Genomic DNA, 17,591 nt, shown 5'->3' with positions numbered 1-17,591 from the left:
GCGAATCAATAGCTTACAAACACACTTCGCAATCATTCGATTTCCCTACTGTTCGGCGCGCACGCGATCAGAACAACCCGACCGGCTGCGCGGCGTCATCCCAGCTAAAGATGATCAGCTCGTTTCGCTCCGCTGCCCTTCCGCCACCGCCCACGGTGTACTGGATGGGCACGGTCTCGATATGAAACCCGTCGAACACACGCCGAATGTCCGGATGGTCGTTCAGGCTGACGATCGCGTGTCCCTTGATTGCACGCAGCTTTGCCGCCATCTTTTCGTACTCGGCAAACGGAAACGACACGCCGTAGCCTTCCGTCTCGTAATACGGCGGGTCCAAATAAAACAGCGTGTGCGACCGGTCGTATCGATCAATGCACGCGGCCCAATCGAGCCGCTCGATGAACGTGTTCGCGAGCCGCAGATGCGCCGCTGATAGCTCCTCCTCGATGCGGAGCAAATTCAAGCCGGGCGGCGTTGTCGTCGCCGTCCCGAACGTTTGCCCTTCCAACTTCGCCCCAAAGCAACTTTTCTGCAGGTAATAGAACCGGGCGGCCCGCTGGATATCGGTGAGGGTTTCCGGGATCGTCTGCTTCAGCCATTCGATCCGAAGCAGGCCGCCGCGCTGCTGGCCGTCGCCGACACCGGCAGCTTCGAGCAGGCGGCCGTGCGGCTGCACGTGACCGCATCCGCCGTCACGCAGCGCGTCCGCGCGCTCGAAGCGAGCCTCGGCACGCCACTCGTGCTGCGCACGCGTCCGTGCCGGCCGACGGTGGCCGGCCAGCGCGTGCTGCAGCATCTGCGCCGCGTCGCGCTGCTGCAAGCCGATCTGCAAAGCGCGCTCGCGGCCGAGCGCGAATCGCCGATCTCGGTCACGATCGCGCTGAACTCCGACAGCCTCGGCACCTGGTTCCTGCCCGCGCTGACGTCGGTGCTCGCGGGCGAACGCATCCTGTTCGAGCTCATCGTCAAGGATCAGGATCACACGTTCGCGCTGCTCGAAAGCGGGATGGCCGTCGGTTGCGTGACGACCGAGCCGAAGCCGATGCGCGGCAGCGTCGCGACACCGCTCGGCACGATGCGCTACCGGCTGCTCGCCGCGGCCGCATTCGCCGGCCGCTGGTTCCCGCGCGGCCTGAATCGCACGAGCGCACGCGCCGCGCCCGTCGTCGCGTATTCGCGGCGCGACACGCTGCAGTCGGCGTTCCTGAAGGAGAAATTCGGCTTGCCCGAGGGCGCGTATCCGTGCCACTACGTGCCGGGCACGCACGCGCACTTCGCGGCGGTGCGGCACGGGCTCGGCTATGCGATGGTGCCGGAGCCGCTGATCGGCGGCGCGCCGCTCGACACGCAGGGGCTCGTCGATCTCGCGCCCGCGCATCCGACCGACGTCACGCTGTACTGGCATGCATGGACGGTGCAATCGCCGACGATGGCGTCGCTGTCCGCGCGAGTCGTCGAAGCGGCGCGCCGGCTGCTCGCGCCATTGCCGTAAAGCGTGAGCGGGCGGTTGATCGACACTGCCGGCACGCACTGCACCGAGAAAGCCAGCGGTGCCGCCTATACTTTTTCCATCGGCCTCGCGAACGCGCGGCGCGGCCGATCATGCAAGTCCGGCCGTTCCCTTTCCTGTGAGGAGAACATCATGTCCCGCCGCTATATCGATTGCCGCGAGTTTCCCAGCGCGACGCATTGCTCGGTCGCAATTTCCGCCGACTCCGACAACGAACTGCTGGAGGCCGCCGTGCAACATGCGGTTTCGGTACACCAGCACACCGACAGCGCCGAACTGCGCACGCAGCTGAAATCGCTGTTCCACGACGGCACGCCGCCCGTCGACACGCCGCGGCAAGCGTAATCCGCCGGCAGACCGGCAACGCGCCGCGTCACCGCTACATGCGTTGGGCAATGTCAGGTCGCGCCGGCCCGCCGCCGGCCGGCGCATTTCGCGTTACGCGTTACGCCCGACGCTGCGCGAAATACGCGCCGACCGCGTCGATGAACGTGTCGATGTCCGCGCGCGACACGTCGCAATGCGTGACGAAGCGCGACGCATACAGCATCTGCGTGAGAATCCCGCGCTCCTTGAGCCACGCCTCGAGCGGCGCGCAGTCCGCTTCGGGGAATTGCGCGAACACCATGTTCGTCGCCTGCGACAGCACCTTCACCGGCTCGATCCGCGCGAGGCCCGCCGCGAGATGCGCGGCGTTCGCGTGATCGTCGGCGAGCCGCTCGACGTTGTGATCGAGCGCATACAGGCACGCCGCCGCGAGAATGCCCGACTGCCGCATTCCGCCGCCGAGCACCTTGCGCCAGCGCTGCGCACGCTCGATCAGCACGCGATTGCCGACCAGCACCGAGCCGACCGGCGCGCCGAGCCCTTTCGAGAAGCAGATCGAGATCGTGTCGAACGGCGCGCACAGCTCGGCGATCGTGCGCCCGGACGCGACAGCGGCATTGCACACGCGTGCGCCGTCGAGGTGCGCGACCAGTCCGCGGCTGCGCGCGAGCGCGACGGCTTCATGCACATAGCCTTCCGGCAACACCTGGCCGCCGATCGTGTTTTCGAGCGCGAGCAGCCGCGTGCGGGCGAAGTGGTTGTCGATCGGCTTGATCGCCGCGGCGATCTTCGCGAGCGGCAGCGTGCCGTCGGGCGCGTTCTCGATCGGCTGCGGCTGGATGCTGCCGAGCACCGCCGCGCCGCCGCCTTCGTATTTGTAGGTGTGCGCGAGTTGGCCGACGATGTATTCGTCGCCGCGTTCGCAGTGGGCCATCAACGCGGCCAGGTTGCTCTGCGTGCCGCTCGGGAAGAACAGGCCGGCTTCCTTGCCGGCCCGCTCGGCCGCGACGGCCTGCAGGCGCAGCACGGTCGGGTCGTCGCCCCATACGTCGTCGCCGACTTCGGCGGCAGTCATCGCGGCCAGCATCGCCTTGCTCGGACGTGTCACGGTATCGCTGCGTAAATCGATCATCTTCGTGCCCTTGTGAACGCGGACCGGAATCGAGGCGCCCGGCCCTGCCGAAACGAGTCTGAGAGTGTACGCAATTCGCGCGGCGGCTGCCGGTGGCCGTGCGCACGGATCGCCCGCGCGCGGCGTCGTTCCGATGATGCGACGCGCCAAATTGCCGCACGTGCGGCAGACCGCCACGCCGCGCCCGACTGTGCCGCGTGCCGCGTTCTTGATACGAATCAACGATTTACCCCAAAAACAAGCGCGGCGCACTGGACATCTGCGACGAGTTGGCACATTTCGCGGCGCAACATCGCGATCCATACTCCAGCCAACCCCGCCGCCACGCGCCACGTCGGCCCGGGGGCCGCCGGCACCCGCCGGCGGGCATCGTCAAGCCTCGGTCAACTGGTATGGACACCGCTTTTTCGGCCCTCGATCTGGCCCGCCTGCAATTCGCGTTCACCGTCTCCTTTCACATCGTCTTCCCGGCGCTGAGCATCGGCCTCGCCAGCTTCATCGCCGTGCTCGAATATCGCTGGCTGAAGACGGGCAAGCAGTACTACAAGACGCTCTGTCTGTTCTGGTCGAAGATCTTCGCGGTCGCGTTCGGGATGGGCGTCGTGTCCGGCGTCGTGATGAGCTATCAGTTCGGCACGAACTGGTCCGGCTTCTCGAGCTTCGCCGGCTCGGTCACGGGCCCGCTGCTGATGTACGAAGTGATGACCGCGTTCTTCCTGGAAGCCGGCTTCCTCGGCATCATGCTGTTCGGCTGGAATCGCGTGAGCCCGCGCGCGCACTTCGGCGCGACGCTGATGGTCGCGATCGGCACGCTGATCTCGACGTTCTGGATCCTCGCGTCGAACAGCTGGATGCAGACGCCGCAAGGCTTCGAGATCGTCGACGGCCGCGTCGTGCCGACCGACTGGTTCGCGATCGTGTTCAACCCGTCGTTTCCGTACCGCCTGTTCCACATGGCGATCGCCGCGTTCATCGTCGCCGCGCTGGTGGTGGCGGCGACGGGCGCATGGCACCTGCTGAAGGGCCGCCGCGACAAGGGCGTGAAGAAGATGTTCTCGATGGCGCTGTGGCTGCTGCTGGTGCTCGCGCCGCTGCAAGCCGTGATCGGCGACCAGCACGGCATCAACACGCTGAAGCACCAGCCGGCGAAGATCGCCGCGATCGAAGGGCTGTGGGAAACGGAAAAGGGCGGCACCGCGCTGAACCTGTTCGGCCTTCCGGACATGCAGGCCGAAACGACCCGCTACGCGGTCAAGGTGCCGCACCTCGGCAGCCTGATCCTCACGCACAGCTGGGACGGCGAAATCCGCGGGCTGAAGGACTTCCCGCCGGAAGACCGCCCGAACTCGACGGTCGTGTTCTGGAGCTTCCGGATCATGGTCGGCCTCGGCTTCGCGATGATCGGCCTCGCCGCGCTCGCATGGCTGCTGCGCCGCCGCGGCCGCCTGTATGAATCGAAGTGGTTCCAGCGCTTCGCGCTCGTGATGGGCCCGACCGGTTTCGTGTCGCTGCTCGCGGGCTGGGTGACGACGGAAGCCGGCCGCCAGCCGTGGGTCGTGTACGGCGTGATGCGCACCGCGCAGGCCGTGTCGCCGCTGTCGGTGCAGCAGGTCAGCCTGTCGATGATGACGTTCGTGATCGTGTACTTCCTCGTGTTCGGCACCGGCGTGTACTACATGCTGAAGCTGATGAAGGCCGGCCCCGCGCTGCCCGACGCCCGGCATGACGACAAGCCGGACACGCGCCGCGATCACACCGCGCGCCGCCCGATGTCGGCCGTCGACGAGCCGATCGAGACCGTCTGAGCCCACCCCATTCGCAAACGAGAAAACCTATGGACGTCACTGTAATCTGGGCCGCGATCATCGCATTGGGGCTCTTCATGTACGTCGTGCTCGACGGCTTCGACCTCGGCATCGGCATCGTCTTCCCGTTCTTCCCGGACGAGAAGGAACGCGACCTGATGATGAACACGGTCGCGCCCGTGTGGGACGGCAACGAGACGTGGCTCGTGCTCGGCGGGGCCGGGCTGTTCGCGGTGTTCCCCGTCGTCTATTCGACGGTGCTGTCGGCGCTGTACCTGCCGCTGATCTTCATGCTCGTGTGCCTGATCTTCCGCGGCGTGTCGTTCGAGATCCGCGCGAAGGCGCGGCGCACGAAGCAGCTGTGGGATCTCGCGTTCATCGGCGGCTCGGCCGGCGCGACGCTGTTCCAGGGGATCGCGCTCGGCGCATTCCTGCAAGGCATCGACGTGAAGGACGGCGTATACGCCGGCGGCGCATTCGACTGGCTCACGCCGTTCAGCCTGCTGACCGGCCTCGGCCTGATCGTCACGTACGCGCTGCTCGGCTGCTGCTGGCTCGTCGCGAAGACGGAAGGCGACCTGCAGCGGCGCCTGCATCGCGTCGTGTGGCCGCTCACGGTCGTGCTGCTCGGCTTCATCGCGGTCGTCAGCCTGTGGACGCCGCTGCAGGATCCGGCCATCGCGCAGCGCTGGTTCGATTCGGGGCTGTTCTGGCGCCTGCTGCCGGTGCCGTTCCTGGTCGCCGGGTGCGCGGTGTGGATGCGCCGCGCGGTGCGCCAGCGGCACGACATGACGCCGTTCGTGCTCGCGCTGGCGCTCGTGCTGCTCGGCTACGTCGGCCTGCTCGTCACGATGTTCCCGTACGCGATTCCTCAAACGATGACGATCTGGGAAGCGGCCGCGCCGCGTTCGAGCCAGACCTTCACGCTGGTCGGCGCAGCGGTTATCCTCCCGATCATCATCGCCTACACGACGATGGGTTACTGGGTATTCCGAGGCAAGGTGCGCCATGAAGACCAGCATTACTACCACCACTGATTCCCCCGCCGGCCAGGCCGGCGCGCCGCGGCCGCGGATGCGCGGCTGGATGTGGTTCGTCGTCCTGTGGGCGGGTGGCGTGCTCGGCGCGGTCACGCTCGGCTATGCGTTCAAGATCTTCATGAACCTGACGCTGTTTGCGGTGAAGTAGGCAAAGCGGTCGCCCCGGTCGAACGACGGTCGGGGCGGCCGTTTTTTCGTGGATGGCTGCGGCTTCTTGCCGATATGCCGGGCCGGCCCAGCGCAGCAACCGACAGTGGGCATCGCCTGGCTACCCGTTCTGTCGCACCACACCGAGTTTGAGCCCCAACATGCCGAAGATGCGATTCATCGTCTGAACCGTTCCGTCGCTGCGACCCTGTTCGATATCCTGAATCGTCTTCGTCGATACGCCGGCAAGCTTCGCCATTTCAGCACTCGTGAGCCGCATCGTCTTCTTCAAATGACGCACCGATTCGCGCAGCGGCCATTCGGGATGCGCGAGGAACACCAAACCCCGCCCTGCCGGTCATAGGCGCGGCCGCCCCACCCTTCGGCCGGCTCGCCGAACAGGGTGACGCCACCGACTGCCGAAACAAAAACCATGCGTTTGGATAGACGCGGCGCGCGCTCTAATCCCGCCCGCGCAGCGCCGCGTCGATCTTGCGATCGGTCTTGTACTGGCTCAGCGCATACACCGACCAGATCGCGGCCGGCAGCCACCCGATGATCGTCAATTGCAGGATCAGGCAGATGATCCCGGCGATCGGACGGCCGATCGTGAAGAACTGGAACCACGGCAACAGCAGGGCAAGCAGCAGGCGCATGAGCGGTCCTCTCGGTGCGTCGTTGAACGGTTGATCCGCAACGGATATGCCGGTGCACGCCGCCGAATTCAAGGCGTGCACCGGCATTGCGGCGCCGTCGCCGTCCGCGGGGCGCGCATCATGCCGCAGGCCCCGCCCCGCTCCAGCGCTCAGCGATCGATACCAAGCCCCGGCAGCACGTGCGTGTTCTCGGCCACGACCGCGTGCAGCAGCTTCGGATCGGCACCGAGCAGCCCGAGGATCGTCGGCGCGACCTGCTTCGTGCCGACGACGTCCGGCACCGTGCGCGCGCGATGCAGGCCCGGATACGACACGAGCAGGCCGAGATGGCTGTCGTCCGGCGCGTTGCCGCCGTGTTCCTCGTCCTTCTTCGTGCTCGACGTGTAGATCACGCCCGGATTCGGCTGCACGATGATGTCCGGCGTGCGGCCGTTGGCCGGATCGCCGAACCGCTCGGCCAGCGCTTCGCCGTACAGAATGGCCGCCTGCGGACCATCAGCGCAGATCCCCGGCGCGTTGCAGCCCAGGTTCGCCTTCAGCGTCTGCACCACCGCCGTGCGCTGGCTACGGTCGCGCAGCCAGATCAGGCCGACGTCGTCGGTCTGCACGAAGCCCGTGCCGACCAGGCCCGAACCGTCGTTCGGGTTGCCGGTCGTCGTGTTGTTCTGGCCGAAATTGCCGTTCCGGTCGAGATAGTCGTTCGCTTCGAGCAGCTTCGCCAGCGTGTCGCCGTTCTTCACGAGCTTCGTGTGATCGGTGGGCGACTGGCCGTGCTTCGCCGTGACGATCACGGCCGTCGACGTGTACAAGTTGCGCTGCTTCAGCTCGTTGACGATGCGGCCGATCGAATTGTCGACGTACGTGATCGCGTTCGCGACCTGACCGTTCGGCGTGAAGTTCGCATCGAGGTAGCCGCCGCCCTTGGCGACCGGCGCCTTCTGCGCGACGCTGAGCGTCTGGAAGTTCGCGCCGAACAGCGTCGGCACCGGCGCGTCCTTCGTACCGGTGGAATCGCGGCCGTCGATCTGGTTGATCAGCGCCTGCACGTGCAGGTTGTCGAAGCGCGCGGTGTGCGAATAGACGTCCGTGTAGTCGGTGTGGGTCGCCGGGTCGATCGAGTTGATCTCGGTGCGCATCAGGTCGTCGACGCCGGTGCCCGACGGGCCGTTCAGCCAGTCGTAGCCCCACGCGTGCTTGTCGGCCCACGCGGTGTACGCGTTCGGCACGCCGGCCTTCACGGCCTCGAACACCGTATTGGTCTTCACGTAGTTGTGCGGGTAGACGGGCACGCACTGGCCGTTGACCTTCGCATGCGGGATCGCCTGCGGGTTGAATGCGCCGCCGCCGTCGAGATGCACGAGCGCGCCGCCGTTCTGCGCGTCGATGCCGGTCGTCTCGTCGAACACGACGTTCCAGCCCTGTTTTCCCGAACACGTCGTGTCGCTCGGCGCGTACAGGTTGCGGTCGTACGACACGTCGTAGAACAGGCCGGCCGTCTTCGGCGAGCCGCCCGTCACGAGCGCCGCGAGCCCCGGAAACGAGTCCGACAGGCCGGGCGTATACGCGTTCGTGTACGTGACGCCGTTCTGTGCGAGCACCGCGATGTTCGGACACGTGTTCGCGCCGATGCAGCGCGCCAGATCCTGCTCGTGCAGACCGTCGACGCTGATCAGCAGCACGTGCTTCACGACGCGCTGACCGTGGCCGTTCGGCTGCGCCGCGTGGGCGCCCGCGCTGGCGAGCGCCAGCGCGCCCGCGACCATCACCGCCATGTTTCGTTGCTTGACGAACCTGGAAATCATCACCCCACCTCATCGATTGACGTTGAACCGCATGACTTGCCAACAGGCGCGTCAATATCGCTGCGTCGTGCGGCGGTCCGATGAAGCGCGGCTTTCTGTTCTCTATCAAACGTAACCAATCGCAAATGACATTCCGCGGCCGCGTGCCGCCGGATTTTTTCCCCGGTTGGCGCGCGACTATTGGCGTGTGATAAAGGGTTTTCCCTGACCCGGAGCACGAGTATGTCGACCCTGGAAGCTCTCCGGTTCGTGCTGGACGATGCACGCACCCCCGAAATCATTCGCCACCACGTCGTCGATGCGCTGCAGTACGCGTTGCGCAACTACGGTCAAGTGTTCACCGCGAAGGAAGTCGAATGGCTCACGCAGTGGGACGATGCGCGCCTGCCGCTGGCCGCGAGGAAGGAGCTGGACAAACGCGAGCCGGAATTCACCGCGCGCTGACGGGAAACGACGAAGCGACGAAGCAAGGAAGCGCGCCGCCGCGCCCGGTTTCCGGTCGGGCACGGCGGCGGCGGATGGCGTAACGCTTACTGCAGGCCGAAGTCGACGCGCGTCGTCGCGCCCTTGTCCTCGATGCCCTTCGCATCGAGCTTCGGCGCCACGACGAACATGCGGCTCGAATCGATCTTGCCGTCGAGGTACTGGCGCACGGCCTGCGCGCGCTGCTGCGCGAGCGCACGCAGCGCGTTGTCGTCGGCCGGCGCGTGGTCGGCGAGCGCCTGCTTCATGTCCGCATCGGGCAGCGTCTTCTGCAGGCCGATCACGTTGCGCGGCTTCTTGAAGTCGGCGGCCTTGTACGCACGCGTGAGGTACTTGCTGTATTCGGCCTGATCGACCTTCACCGACATCGGGTCGACGCTTTCGCCCTGGCCGATCACGTCCTTCAGCTTCTGCTGGCGAACCAGACGGTCGACGTACGCATCGCGCAGCCCCGGCGTGTCCTTTACCGGATCGACGCGGCCGATCAGGTCGAGCCGGATCGACGGCTTCTCGGTCAGCATCTTCACGACGGTATCGAGCTTCTTCTGCTGGGCGTCGGTCAGCTGGTACGAACCGGGCGCGAACTCGACGTAGCCGAGATCCTCGCCGCCGCTGCCGCCGAACGCATTCGCGAGCAGCGTGAACGGCGACGTGACCGCCTTCGCGATCAGGTTCAGCACCGCGCGCCAGATCAGCCCGCCGACGCTGAACTCCGGATTCGACAGCGATCCCGACACCGGCAGGTTCACGTCGATCTGGCCGCGCGTGTTCTTCAGCAGCGAAATCGCGAGCTTCACCGGCAGCTTGGTCGCCGTGTCGTTCTCGACGTGATCGCCGAACGTGAGCTGGTCGATGAAGATGTGGTTGTTCGCCGACAGCTGATCGTTCGCGAGCTGGTAGTGCAGGTCGACGTTGAGCTTGCCCTTCGTGATCGGATAGCCCGCGTATTTCGCCGAATACGGCGTCAGGTTGGTCAGCTCGATGTCGTGCGCGGTCGCCGTCAGGTCGAGCGCCGGCTTGTCGATCAGCGGGTTCACCGTGCCCTTGATCGTGATCGGCCCGTTGCCCGCCAGGTTCGCGGCGACGTCCACCGGCGCGGATGTCGTCGAGTCCGTTCCGAACGCGCCGACCTTCCCGTTGATCGCGACCAGGTTCGCCGTGTAGTTCGGCTTGATGAAGTTGTCGGTGTAGGTCACGCGGCCGCTTTGCAGCAGCAGCTCGCCGAAATGCATGCGCACCGGGTTCTGCGGCGGCGGCGCGGCCTTCACGACGACCGTCGCCGGCGCGGAAGCCTGCTGCGCGGCCGCGGCCGACGCGGCCTGCGCGGCAGCCGGCGGCGTCACGCCCGGCGACAGCGGCACCGGTTCGGCCTTGCTCGCATCGCGCGTCAGCGATTGCGCGGGGCCCGTCTCCTTCGCGACCACGTCCTTCAGGTTCAGCCGCCCCTGTGCGTCAAGCAGCACGCGACCGTAGAAGTTCGAGAACGTCACGCGCGCGGCGTCGACGTCGGTGCCCTTCTCGTCGTAGTTCACCTTCAGGTTCGACAGCGCGAGCGAGCGCCAGCCGGCGAACGGGTCGGACGTCGCCTTGTCGAGCATCCGCACGTCGACCAGCGCGACGTCGCCGCGATAGGTCGCGCGCGGCGTGTCCTTCACCTGCGCGAACGTCAGGTTGCCCTGCGCGTTGAGCAGCGCGCTTGCGATGGTCGCGTTCAGCGCGCTGCCGAAGTACGGCTCGAACGCGGCCGCGTCGACGCGGTTGCCGTTGATCTTCAGCCCGAGCTTCAGCGGCTGCGCGGTCACGTCGCCCGACACGTTCAACGAGCCCTTGCGGTTCAGCGTCGCCTTCAACTGCACCGGCAGCGGCTTCGTCATGTCGTCGCTGAGCTTCTGCACCGACAGGTCGAGCGGCTTGATCGCGAGCTTCACCGGGCGCGGCGTCGACAGGTCCGTGAAGTTCGCGGACGAATCCTTCACGTTCAGCGCGTCGATCCGGTAGTGCCACGACGGCGCCACCGCCTGCGCCTTGCGCGCGACCGTGCGCTGCGGCACCGCCGGCTGCGCGGGCTCGGCCAGCGCCGCGAGGTCGATCTTGCCGTCCTTCAGGCGCTTCACGTCGAGCGCGAGGCCGGTGGCGTCGACGCTCGCGATCTCCGCCGTGCGCGCGGCGACGTCGACCTTCGCGATCTTCGCGCTCGCGTCGGGCAGCACGATCGCGGGCGCCTTCGCGTCCGGCGTCGCGAGCTTCAGCGACTTCAGGCTGACCGTGCTGTCGGCGACCTGCGCGTCCAACGGCGTCTTGCCCCAGTCGGCCTTCGCGTTGACGGTCGCGCCGAGCGACCCTTCGAGCACGCGCGCGCGCGTCGCTTCGCCGAGGTACGGCTGCAACGCCGGCAGCACGAGCGCATCGACCGTCAGCTTCGTGTCCGCCTGCTTCGCCGCGAGGTTGAACGCGCCTTCGGCCTTCACGTCGCCGCCGCGCGACAGCGACGTCGACAACGTGTACTTCGCCGGCGTCTTGCCGCGCAGCGTGAAGCCGTCGAGCGTCGCGGCGAGCTTGGTCAGCGACATCGCGGTCGGCGTTGCCGGCACGCGGTCGTCGATGTTGATCGTGCCGCCGTCGATCGCGAAATGACGGATCGTCAGGTCGAGCGGCGGCGCTTCCTTCGCGGCGGCTTCGGCTTTCGCGCCGCTCGCGGCATTTGCACCACTTGCGGCGGCGGCCGTGGCCGCGGCGGTGCCGGCCGCCGATGCGGACGCCGATGCCGCGGCGCCCGGCGCGGGCGACCGCGCGGCCGCAGCCTGCTGCGCGGCGGCCGGCTGGCCGGCCAGCTTCTCGACGTTCAGCACGCCCTGCCTGTCGCGCGCGAGGTCGACGACCGGCTGGTCGAGCCGGATCTCGTCGAAATGCAGCGCGTTGCGCAGCGGCTCGAGCCCGGCGGCCGCGACGTGCACGCCGCGGGCGGCGAACAGCGGCGCGGACGCGCGGTCGGTCACTTTCGCGTCGTTGAGATCGACGGTGCCCGACACGCGCAGCGTCGGCGTGTCGCCGCTCATCACGAAGTTCAGCGACAGGTCGCTGCTCAGCAGGCCGCTCGTGACGATCACCGGCAGCTTCGACGGCGCATACGAAATCAGCTTCGGCACGTCGAGCCGGTCGAACTTCAGCGCGACTTCCGACTCGCGCGACTGCGCGAACGGCTTCGTCCTGCCGTCGATCGAGATCGGGCTGCCGTCGAACCGCGCGCGCAGCTTCGGCTGCACGAAGATGTCGGTCTTCGACGGCAGCGTCGCGATGAACGGAATGCCGAGCGTCCAGTTGTCGACCACGTGCTTTTCGTTCAGCAGGCGATCGTCGAAATCGATGCGGCCGTCGTTGACCTGGATGTTCGACACCGAGAATTGCGTCGGCTTGCTGTTCGGCTTGCCCGGCGTCGAGAATTTCTCGATCAGGTCGGTGAAGTTGAAGCGCTGCGCGTCGTAGCGGACGATATGGAAGCGCGGCGCGTCGACGCGCACTTCGTTGACGATCGGCGCGCCGCGGAACAGCGACGACCACGACGGCCTCACGACGAGCTTGCCGATGTCGATGAAGTCGCCCTGGCCGCCGCGCTCGCCGACGTGCACGCCATCGGCTTCGAGGTTCAGCGTGTACGGGTTCAGTGCGATGCGCTGGATCGTGGACGGCCGGCCGAGCTGCTCGCTCAGTTGCTGCTCGGCGACATGGCGGATCAGCGGCGGCGCCGCGAAGAATCCGAGCAGTCCAAATAAAACCAGGAAGATCAGCACGCCGAACCCGATACGCCGGGTCCGGCGCGAGCGTGCAACGCCGCCGAGGGCATGGAGGGTCGTGGGGATGGTTTGTTTGTCTGCGCTTGACATGCGTGGATGCCTCGGAAATGGATGCCGGTCGCGCCAGAAAACCGGCACGGCCGCGCACGCTATCCCGAAAGTATAGGCTGAGGTGGTGACGGAACGGCGTTTGGGTGCGGCCGCCGCGCCCGCGGACCGGACGGCGGCCGCGCGTGGCCGTTCACTTGCGAACGACGGCGGGCGGCATCCACGAGCCGTCGCTCGCCTGCGGCTTCGGTGCGTAGAGACGCAGCGCGAGCGCAAAGTCGGTGCGCGGCGCCGGCAGCCAGTTGGCCGCATGCGCGCCGCCCGGCGACGCCGACACGACCACGTCGATCGACCCGTCGTGATTGCGGCGCAGGCGGTCGCGGTCGCCGAGCGAGCGGCGCGCGGAACCGACGTCGGGCAGCGCGCCGTTCGTCGTGTACGGCGTGAGTGTCCAGAAGCCGCGTACCGGCGGCAGCGCGCCTGGCGCAAAATGCAGCACGTAGCGGTTCGCGCCGTTCAGCGGGTGACCGTCGCTGTCGACGCGCACGAGCGCGAGCGTCTCGTCATCGCGCGTCGCGGTGCCGAACTGCGTGTACGCCGCGTACGCGCGCAGCGCGTAGTCCTGACCGTACTTGCCGGCCGTGTCCCCGATCCAGCTCCAGCCGTTCGCGTTCAGCAGGTTCGGCGGCGGCTCCGCGAGCCGCGCGCGCGCTTCGGCGACGCCGGCGGTCGCGGCGGTCAGGCGATCGCCCGTCCACAGCACCGGGTAGCCGGCCGATACGCCGATGTCGTTGAGCAGTTCCTGCGCATGCGCGTCGTCGGCGGGCGCCGGGTTGTCCTGCAGCGCCTGCGCGAAACGCGTGAAGAACGCCTTCGGGTCGAGCGCGGCAACCTGCTCGGCCGGCGTGCCGCCGCTCGCGGTTTCCGACGGCGCACTGCCCCCATGGACCGCGACCGACGCACCGCGCGTGGCGCCCGTGTACACCGACAGCGGCACCACGCGGATCGCCCGCTGCAGTTTCTTCACGTTCGTGAGGTCGCGGCCGCCGCTCGTCTGCAGCCGCACTTCGAGCCATGCGTTCGCGGACGGCACGTCGACACGCAACGCGCCCTTCGGCAGCGTGCCTTGCCAGTCCTTCGCGGCGAAGGCAATCGTTTGCGATCGTGCGGCACCGCGTGCGCCCCGCGCTGTCACGCTCGACGACGACCACAGCACGTTCGTCCACATGTCGAGCGCGCGGGCATCCCAATAGCGGCCACGGGTATCGGGCAGCGTGACGATCACCGGCTCGGCGCGGACGTCGAGCCAGCCCGTCGAGTCGAGCGTGTCGACGCCCGGCAGCGGCGGATTGAACGCGCCGACGGGCGGCAGCGCCTGCGCGTGACGCAGCGTGTTGAGCGGCGCCTGGCCCGGCTGCGCGCCGTCGCCGCCGGTCGCGGCTTCCTTCGCGACGTCCATCAGCACGAGCGGATACGCGTATACATAGGAGTCGGCCACCTCGGCGCGCATCCAGCCGGTTTTCCGCTGGATTGCGTCCGGTTGCGACGCGCAGCCTGTCAGCAGCGCCGCAATGGCCAGCGACGCGCCTGCCGCGCGCCGCAGCGAAATTGTTTCTCGTCGATTTTCAATCATTGATTACTGGCCGAATATCGTTCTTGTCAGTCAACGCCTTGTTCGACTCACGATCGGCGAAAGCAAGGCACCTCAGCGTGCCCGTTCGCCGTCTCGCTACGGCGGGCGCTGATGTCAGGCCGGTATCATAGCGCCTACGGGCATCCCCCAATATGCCGAATAACGGATCGGAAGGTAGCCGGCCGGGCGCCAGCGTCGAATTCCTACGATTCGGCACCATATCCGGTAGCAACCCGGTTCCCCGGACGACGGCGCGGCCGAGCGCGAATGCGCCGCCCGTCGGCACATTCCGGACGACATTGCCCCCTTGACCTTCCCATGATGGGAATGTTGATACTGGCGTCATTGGCGGTTCGAACCGCGCTTTTGGGGATTCCGACATGAACGAACCACTCGCCTCCGCAGCCCTGCAAACCGTCGAGCTGACCGTCGACGGCATGCATTGCGGCGGCTGCACCGGCCGCGTCCAGCGGGCGCTGGCCGCCGTGCCGGGCGTTGTCGACGCCACGGTCGATCTCGACGCGCATGCGGCCACGGTCATCGCGCACGACGCGGTCGCGCCGGAGCAGCTCGTCGATGCGGTCGGCAGAGCCGGCTACCGCGCGACGGTACGCGAGCGCGCGTGCGATATCGTTGAAACGGCGGAGGCGCGACACGCCGGCGCGCCGCCGGCACCAGCACCGGCGCCGGCGCCGGCCGTCGCCACGATCGAACTCGACATCGACGGCATGACCTGCGCGTCCTGCGTGTCACGCGTCGAGAAGGCGCTGGCGAAGGTGCCGGGCGTTGCGCGCGCGTCGGTGAATCTCGCGACCGAGCGCGCGACCGTCGACGCGGCGCCCGACGTGTCCGCGCCGCAACTGGCCGCCGCCGTGCAGCAGGCCGGCTACGGCGCGACGCCGGTCGCCCCCACGCCGCCCGCCGCCGACGCCCCCACGCCGCCCGCCGCGTCCACCGGTCTCGAACTCGACATCGGCGGAATGACATGCGCATCCTGCGCCGGCCGCGTCGAAAAGGCGCTGGCCGCGGTGCCGGGCGTCGCGCGCGCGTCGGTCAATCTCGCGACCGAGCGCGCGTCCGTGCAGGGCAACTCCACACTCGACGCCGCGACGCTGATCGCGGCGGTTACGACGGCCGGCTATCGCGCGTCGCTCGCCGCCGCTCCGGAAGCCGCTGCTGCGGCCGTTACCGATGCCCGCGCCACCGATCCGGCGCAAACGCCGGACGCGCGCAAGCGTCGCGAAGCGATTCGCGAACGCAATCTCGTGATCGGCTCGGCCGTGCTGAGCACACCGCTCGTCGCGCCGATGCTCGTCGCGCCGTTCGGCATCGACGCGATGCTGAACGGCTGGCTGCAGTTGGTGCTCGCGTCGATCGTCCAGTTCGGCTTCGGCGCGCGTTTCTACCGCGCTGCATGGCACGCGGTGAAGGCACGCACCGGCAACATGGACCTGCTCGTCGCGCTCGGCACGTCGGCCGCGTTCGGCCTGAGCCTGTGGATGCTGCTGCGCGACCCCGCCCATCCCGGCCACCTGTATTTCGAGGCGTCGGCCGTCATCGTCACGCTCGTGCGCTTCGGCAAATGGCTCGAAGCACGCGCGAAACGCCAGACGACCGACGCGATCCGCGCGCTGAACGCGCTGCGCCCCGACCGGGCGCGCGTTGTCGAGCACGGCGTCGAACGCGACGTGCCGCTCGCGCAGGTGCGCGTCGGTACGATCGTCAGCATTCGTCCCGGCGAACGCGTGCCGGTCGATGGCCGCATCGTGTCGGGCCGCTCGCACGTCGACGAATCGCTGATCACCGGCGAAAGCCTGCCGGTGCCGAAGGACGACGGCGATCCGGTCACGGCCGGCTCGATCAACGGCGAAGGCGCACTCGTCGTCGAAACCACCGCGATCGGTGCCGAGACGACGCTCGCGCGCATCATCCGCCTCGTCGAATCCGCGCAGGCGGAGAAAGCGCCGATCCAGCGGCTCGTCGATCGCGTCAGTGAAGTGTTCGTGCCGGCGATCCTCGGCATCGCCGTGCTGACGCTGATCGGCTGGCTGATCGCCGGCGCCGGCGCCGAAACGGCGATCCTCAACGCGGTCGCCGTGCTCGTCATCGCATGCCCGTGCGCGCTCGGCCTCGCGACGCCCGCCGCGATCATGGCCGGCACCGGCGTCGCCGCGCGCCACGGCGTGCTGATCAAGGACGCGCAGGCGCTCGAACTCGCGCAGCGCACGACCGTGATCGCGTTCGACAAGACGGGCACGCTGACCGAGGGCAAGCCGTCCGTGACCGCGTTCGACGCGGTCGGCATCCCGCGTGAGCAAGCACTCGCTCTCGCGGCTGCGGTCCAGCGGCAAAGCGACCATCCGCTCGCGCGAGCCGTGGTCGCCGCGTACGATGCCGACGTCGCCGCGCGTGCCGGCGCCGTCGCCGTTTCTGCCGGTGCTGTCGTCGTCGCCGATGCCCGCGCGGTGGCCGGACGCGGCGTCGAAGCGCGCGTCGACGGACAGCTTCTCGCGCTCGGCAGCACGCGCTGGCGCGATGAACTCGGAATCGTCGTGCCGCCCGAACTCGATGCGCGCGCCGCGGAACTGGAGCGCGCCGGCAACACGATCTCGTGGCTGGTGCGTGCCGATGCGCCGCGTGCGCCGCTCGCGCTGATCGCGTTCGGCGACACCGTGAAGCCGGGCGCGCGCGACGCGATCACGGCGCTGTCGGCGCGCGGCGTCGCGAGCGTGCTCGTGACGGGCGACAACCGCGGCAGCGCGGCGGCCGTCGCGGCGTCGCTCGGGATCGGCGAAGTGCATGCGCAGGTATTGCCCGACGACAAGGCGCGCGTGGTGGCCGAACTGAAGCGCACGCACGGCGGCATCGTCGCGATGGCTGGCGACGGCATCAACGATGCGCCCGCGCTCGCCGCGGCCGACGTCGGGATCGCGATGGCGACCGGCACCGACGTCGCGATGCATACGGCCGGCATCACGCTGATGCGCGGCGATCCGGCGCTCGTCGCCGATGCGATCGACATCTCGAAGCGGACCTACCGGAAGATCCAGCAGAACCTGTTCTGGGCGTTCGTGTACAACCTGATCGGCGTGCCGCTCGCGGCGTTCGGCTTGCTGAATCCGGTGATCGCAGGGGCGGCGATGGCGTTTTCCAGCGTCAGCGTCGTCACGAACGCGTTGCTGTTGAGGAGATGGAAAGGCAGTGCGCGATGAGGTGG

14 protein-coding genes and 1 pseudogene are annotated in these 17,591 nt (G+C 68.0%); 8 read left to right on the top strand and 7 right to left on the bottom strand.

The window, feature by feature from the left end; genetic code table 11:
- Positions 1-67: 67 nt before the first annotated feature.
- Positions 68-601: pseudogene (locus tag BSE24067_RS13865) on the bottom strand (DNA adenine methylase); the annotation flags it as partial.
- Here BSE24067_RS13865 and BSE24067_RS13860 point away from each other — a divergent pair.
- Positions 587-1,492, top strand: a complete 906-nt coding sequence (locus BSE24067_RS13860) for an HTH-type transcriptional regulator ArgP (RefSeq protein WP_151065272.1) — start codon at positions 587-589, stop codon at positions 1,490-1,492. The pseudogene BSE24067_RS13865 and the gene BSE24067_RS13860 sit on opposite strands and share 15 nt — an antisense overlap.
- A gap of 150 nt (positions 1,493-1,642) precedes the next feature.
- Positions 1,643-1,855 (top strand): DUF1059 domain-containing protein, encoded by a 213-nt coding sequence (locus tag BSE24067_RS13855; protein WP_151065273.1) that lies wholly within the window; start codon positions 1,643-1,645, stop codon positions 1,853-1,855.
- Between the two features lie 100 nt (positions 1,856-1,955).
- Here BSE24067_RS13855 and ltaE read toward each other — a convergent pair whose 3' ends face one another.
- Positions 1,956-2,969, bottom strand: a complete 1,014-nt coding sequence (gene ltaE / locus BSE24067_RS13850) for a low-specificity L-threonine aldolase (RefSeq protein ID WP_151065261.1) — start codon at positions 2,967-2,969, stop codon at positions 1,956-1,958.
- A gap of 392 nt (positions 2,970-3,361) precedes the next feature.
- On the opposite strand from ltaE, the gene BSE24067_RS13845 reads away from it, so the two are divergent.
- Genes BSE24067_RS13845 through BSE24067_RS13835 form a run of 3 tightly spaced genes read left to right on the top strand, consistent with a single transcriptional unit; the run spans position 3,362 to position 5,962 of the window.
- On the top strand, positions 3,362-4,774 hold the full coding sequence (locus BSE24067_RS13845) for a cytochrome ubiquinol oxidase subunit I (protein WP_151065262.1): 1,413 nt from the start codon (positions 3,362-3,364) through the stop codon (positions 4,772-4,774).
- A 29-nt stretch (positions 4,775-4,803) separates the two neighbouring features.
- Positions 4,804-5,811, top strand: a complete 1,008-nt coding sequence (gene cydB / locus BSE24067_RS13840) for a cytochrome d ubiquinol oxidase subunit II (RefSeq protein WP_151065263.1) — start codon at positions 4,804-4,806, stop codon at positions 5,809-5,811.
- Positions 5,783-5,962: a hypothetical protein gene (locus BSE24067_RS13835; protein WP_040138825.1), complete on the top strand. Its 180-nt coding sequence runs from the start codon at positions 5,783-5,785 to the stop codon at positions 5,960-5,962. Before cydB ends, BSE24067_RS13835 begins: the two co-directional genes overlap by 29 nt.
- 120 nt (positions 5,963-6,082) lie before the next feature.
- On the opposite strand, the gene BSE24067_RS13830 is transcribed toward BSE24067_RS13835, so the two are convergent.
- From BSE24067_RS13830 to BSE24067_RS13820, 3 genes are all read right to left on the bottom strand, one after another.
- Positions 6,083-6,304: a helix-turn-helix domain-containing protein gene (locus tag BSE24067_RS13830; protein ID WP_151065264.1), complete on the bottom strand. Its 222-nt coding sequence runs from the start codon at positions 6,302-6,304 to the stop codon at positions 6,083-6,085.
- Positions 6,305-6,422: 118 nt separating this feature from the next.
- A complete protein-coding gene (locus tag BSE24067_RS13825; protein ID WP_151065265.1) occupies positions 6,423-6,617 on the bottom strand; it encodes a YqaE/Pmp3 family membrane protein in 195 nt (64 codons plus the stop codon).
- A 149-nt stretch (positions 6,618-6,766) separates the two neighbouring features.
- Complete coding sequence (locus BSE24067_RS13820; protein WP_151065266.1) at positions 6,767-8,419, bottom strand: alkaline phosphatase family protein; 1,653 nt, start codon at positions 8,417-8,419, stop codon at positions 6,767-6,769.
- A gap of 222 nt (positions 8,420-8,641) precedes the next feature.
- Between BSE24067_RS13820 and BSE24067_RS13815 the strand changes: the two genes are divergently transcribed.
- Positions 8,642-8,863 carry a hypothetical protein gene (locus BSE24067_RS13815; RefSeq protein WP_151065267.1) on the top strand — a complete coding sequence of 74 codons (222 nt, stop codon included), beginning with the start codon at positions 8,642-8,644 and terminating at the stop codon, positions 8,861-8,863.
- An 86-nt stretch (positions 8,864-8,949) separates the two neighbouring features.
- Here the strand turns inward: BSE24067_RS13815 and BSE24067_RS13810 are convergent, their stop codons facing one another.
- The gene (locus tag BSE24067_RS13810) at positions 8,950-12,783 is read right to left on the bottom strand and encodes a DUF748 domain-containing protein (protein ID WP_174904781.1); all 3,834 of its coding nucleotides are present in this window, start codon (positions 12,781-12,783) and stop codon (positions 8,950-8,952) included.
- A 151-nt stretch (positions 12,784-12,934) separates the two neighbouring features.
- On the bottom strand, positions 12,935-14,374 hold the full coding sequence (locus BSE24067_RS13805) for a DUF1254 domain-containing protein (protein ID WP_151068733.1): 1,440 nt from the start codon (positions 14,372-14,374) through the stop codon (positions 12,935-12,937).
- Between BSE24067_RS13805 and BSE24067_RS13800 the strand changes: the two genes are divergently transcribed.
- Together BSE24067_RS13800 and BSE24067_RS13795 are read left to right on the top strand one after the other, a co-directional pair.
- Complete coding sequence (locus tag BSE24067_RS13800; protein WP_170297567.1) at positions 14,313-14,486, top strand: hypothetical protein; 174 nt, start codon at positions 14,313-14,315, stop codon at positions 14,484-14,486. The two genes, BSE24067_RS13805 and BSE24067_RS13800, sit on opposite strands and share 62 nt — an antisense overlap.
- Before the next feature lie 268 nt (positions 14,487-14,754).
- Entirely contained in the window at positions 14,755-17,586 is a 2,832-nt protein-coding gene (locus tag BSE24067_RS13795) for a heavy metal translocating P-type ATPase (protein WP_174904780.1), read from the top strand.
- The last annotated feature ends 5 nt before the right edge of the window (positions 17,587-17,591 follow it).

Source organism: Burkholderia latens, from assembly GCF_902499045.1.
In the GTDB taxonomy this organism is placed as follows: domain Bacteria; phylum Pseudomonadota; class Gammaproteobacteria; order Burkholderiales; family Burkholderiaceae; genus Burkholderia; species Burkholderia latens.
This window is presented reverse-complemented; position numbering and strand designations above follow the sequence as displayed.

Bases quoted from the DNA above. Each gene is read 5' to 3' on its own strand.
- BSE24067_RS13855 (WP_151065273.1), top strand. From the start codon at position 1,643: ATGTCCCGCCGCTATATCGATTGCCGCGAGTTTCCCAGCGCGACGCAT.
- ltaE (WP_151065261.1), bottom strand. From the start codon at position 2,969: ATGATCGATTTACGCAGCGATACCGTGACACGTCCGAGCAAGGCGATG.
- BSE24067_RS13845 (WP_151065262.1), top strand. From the start codon at position 3,362: ATGGACACCGCTTTTTCGGCCCTCGATCTGGCCCGCCTGCAATTCGCG.
- cydB (WP_151065263.1), top strand. From the start codon at position 4,804: ATGGACGTCACTGTAATCTGGGCCGCGATCATCGCATTGGGGCTCTTC.
- BSE24067_RS13835 (WP_040138825.1), top strand. From the start codon at position 5,783: ATGAAGACCAGCATTACTACCACCACTGATTCCCCCGCCGGCCAGGCC.
- BSE24067_RS13825 (WP_151065265.1), bottom strand. From the start codon at position 6,617: ATGCGCCTGCTGCTTGCCCTGCTGTTGCCGTGGTTCCAGTTCTTCACG.
- BSE24067_RS13820 (WP_151065266.1), bottom strand. From the start codon at position 8,419: ATGATTTCCAGGTTCGTCAAGCAACGAAACATGGCGGTGATGGTCGCG.
- BSE24067_RS13815 (WP_151065267.1), top strand. From the start codon at position 8,642: ATGTCGACCCTGGAAGCTCTCCGGTTCGTGCTGGACGATGCACGCACC.
- BSE24067_RS13810 (WP_174904781.1), bottom strand. From the start codon at position 12,783: ATGTCAAGCGCAGACAAACAAACCATCCCCACGACCCTCCATGCCCTC.
- BSE24067_RS13800 (WP_170297567.1), top strand. From the start codon at position 14,313: ATGGCCAGCGACGCGCCTGCCGCGCGCCGCAGCGAAATTGTTTCTCGT.
- BSE24067_RS13805 (WP_151068733.1), bottom strand. From the start codon at position 14,374: ATGATTGAAAATCGACGAGAAACAATTTCGCTGCGGCGCGCGGCAGGC.
- BSE24067_RS13795 (WP_174904780.1), top strand. From the start codon at position 14,755: ATGAACGAACCACTCGCCTCCGCAGCCCTGCAAACCGTCGAGCTGACC.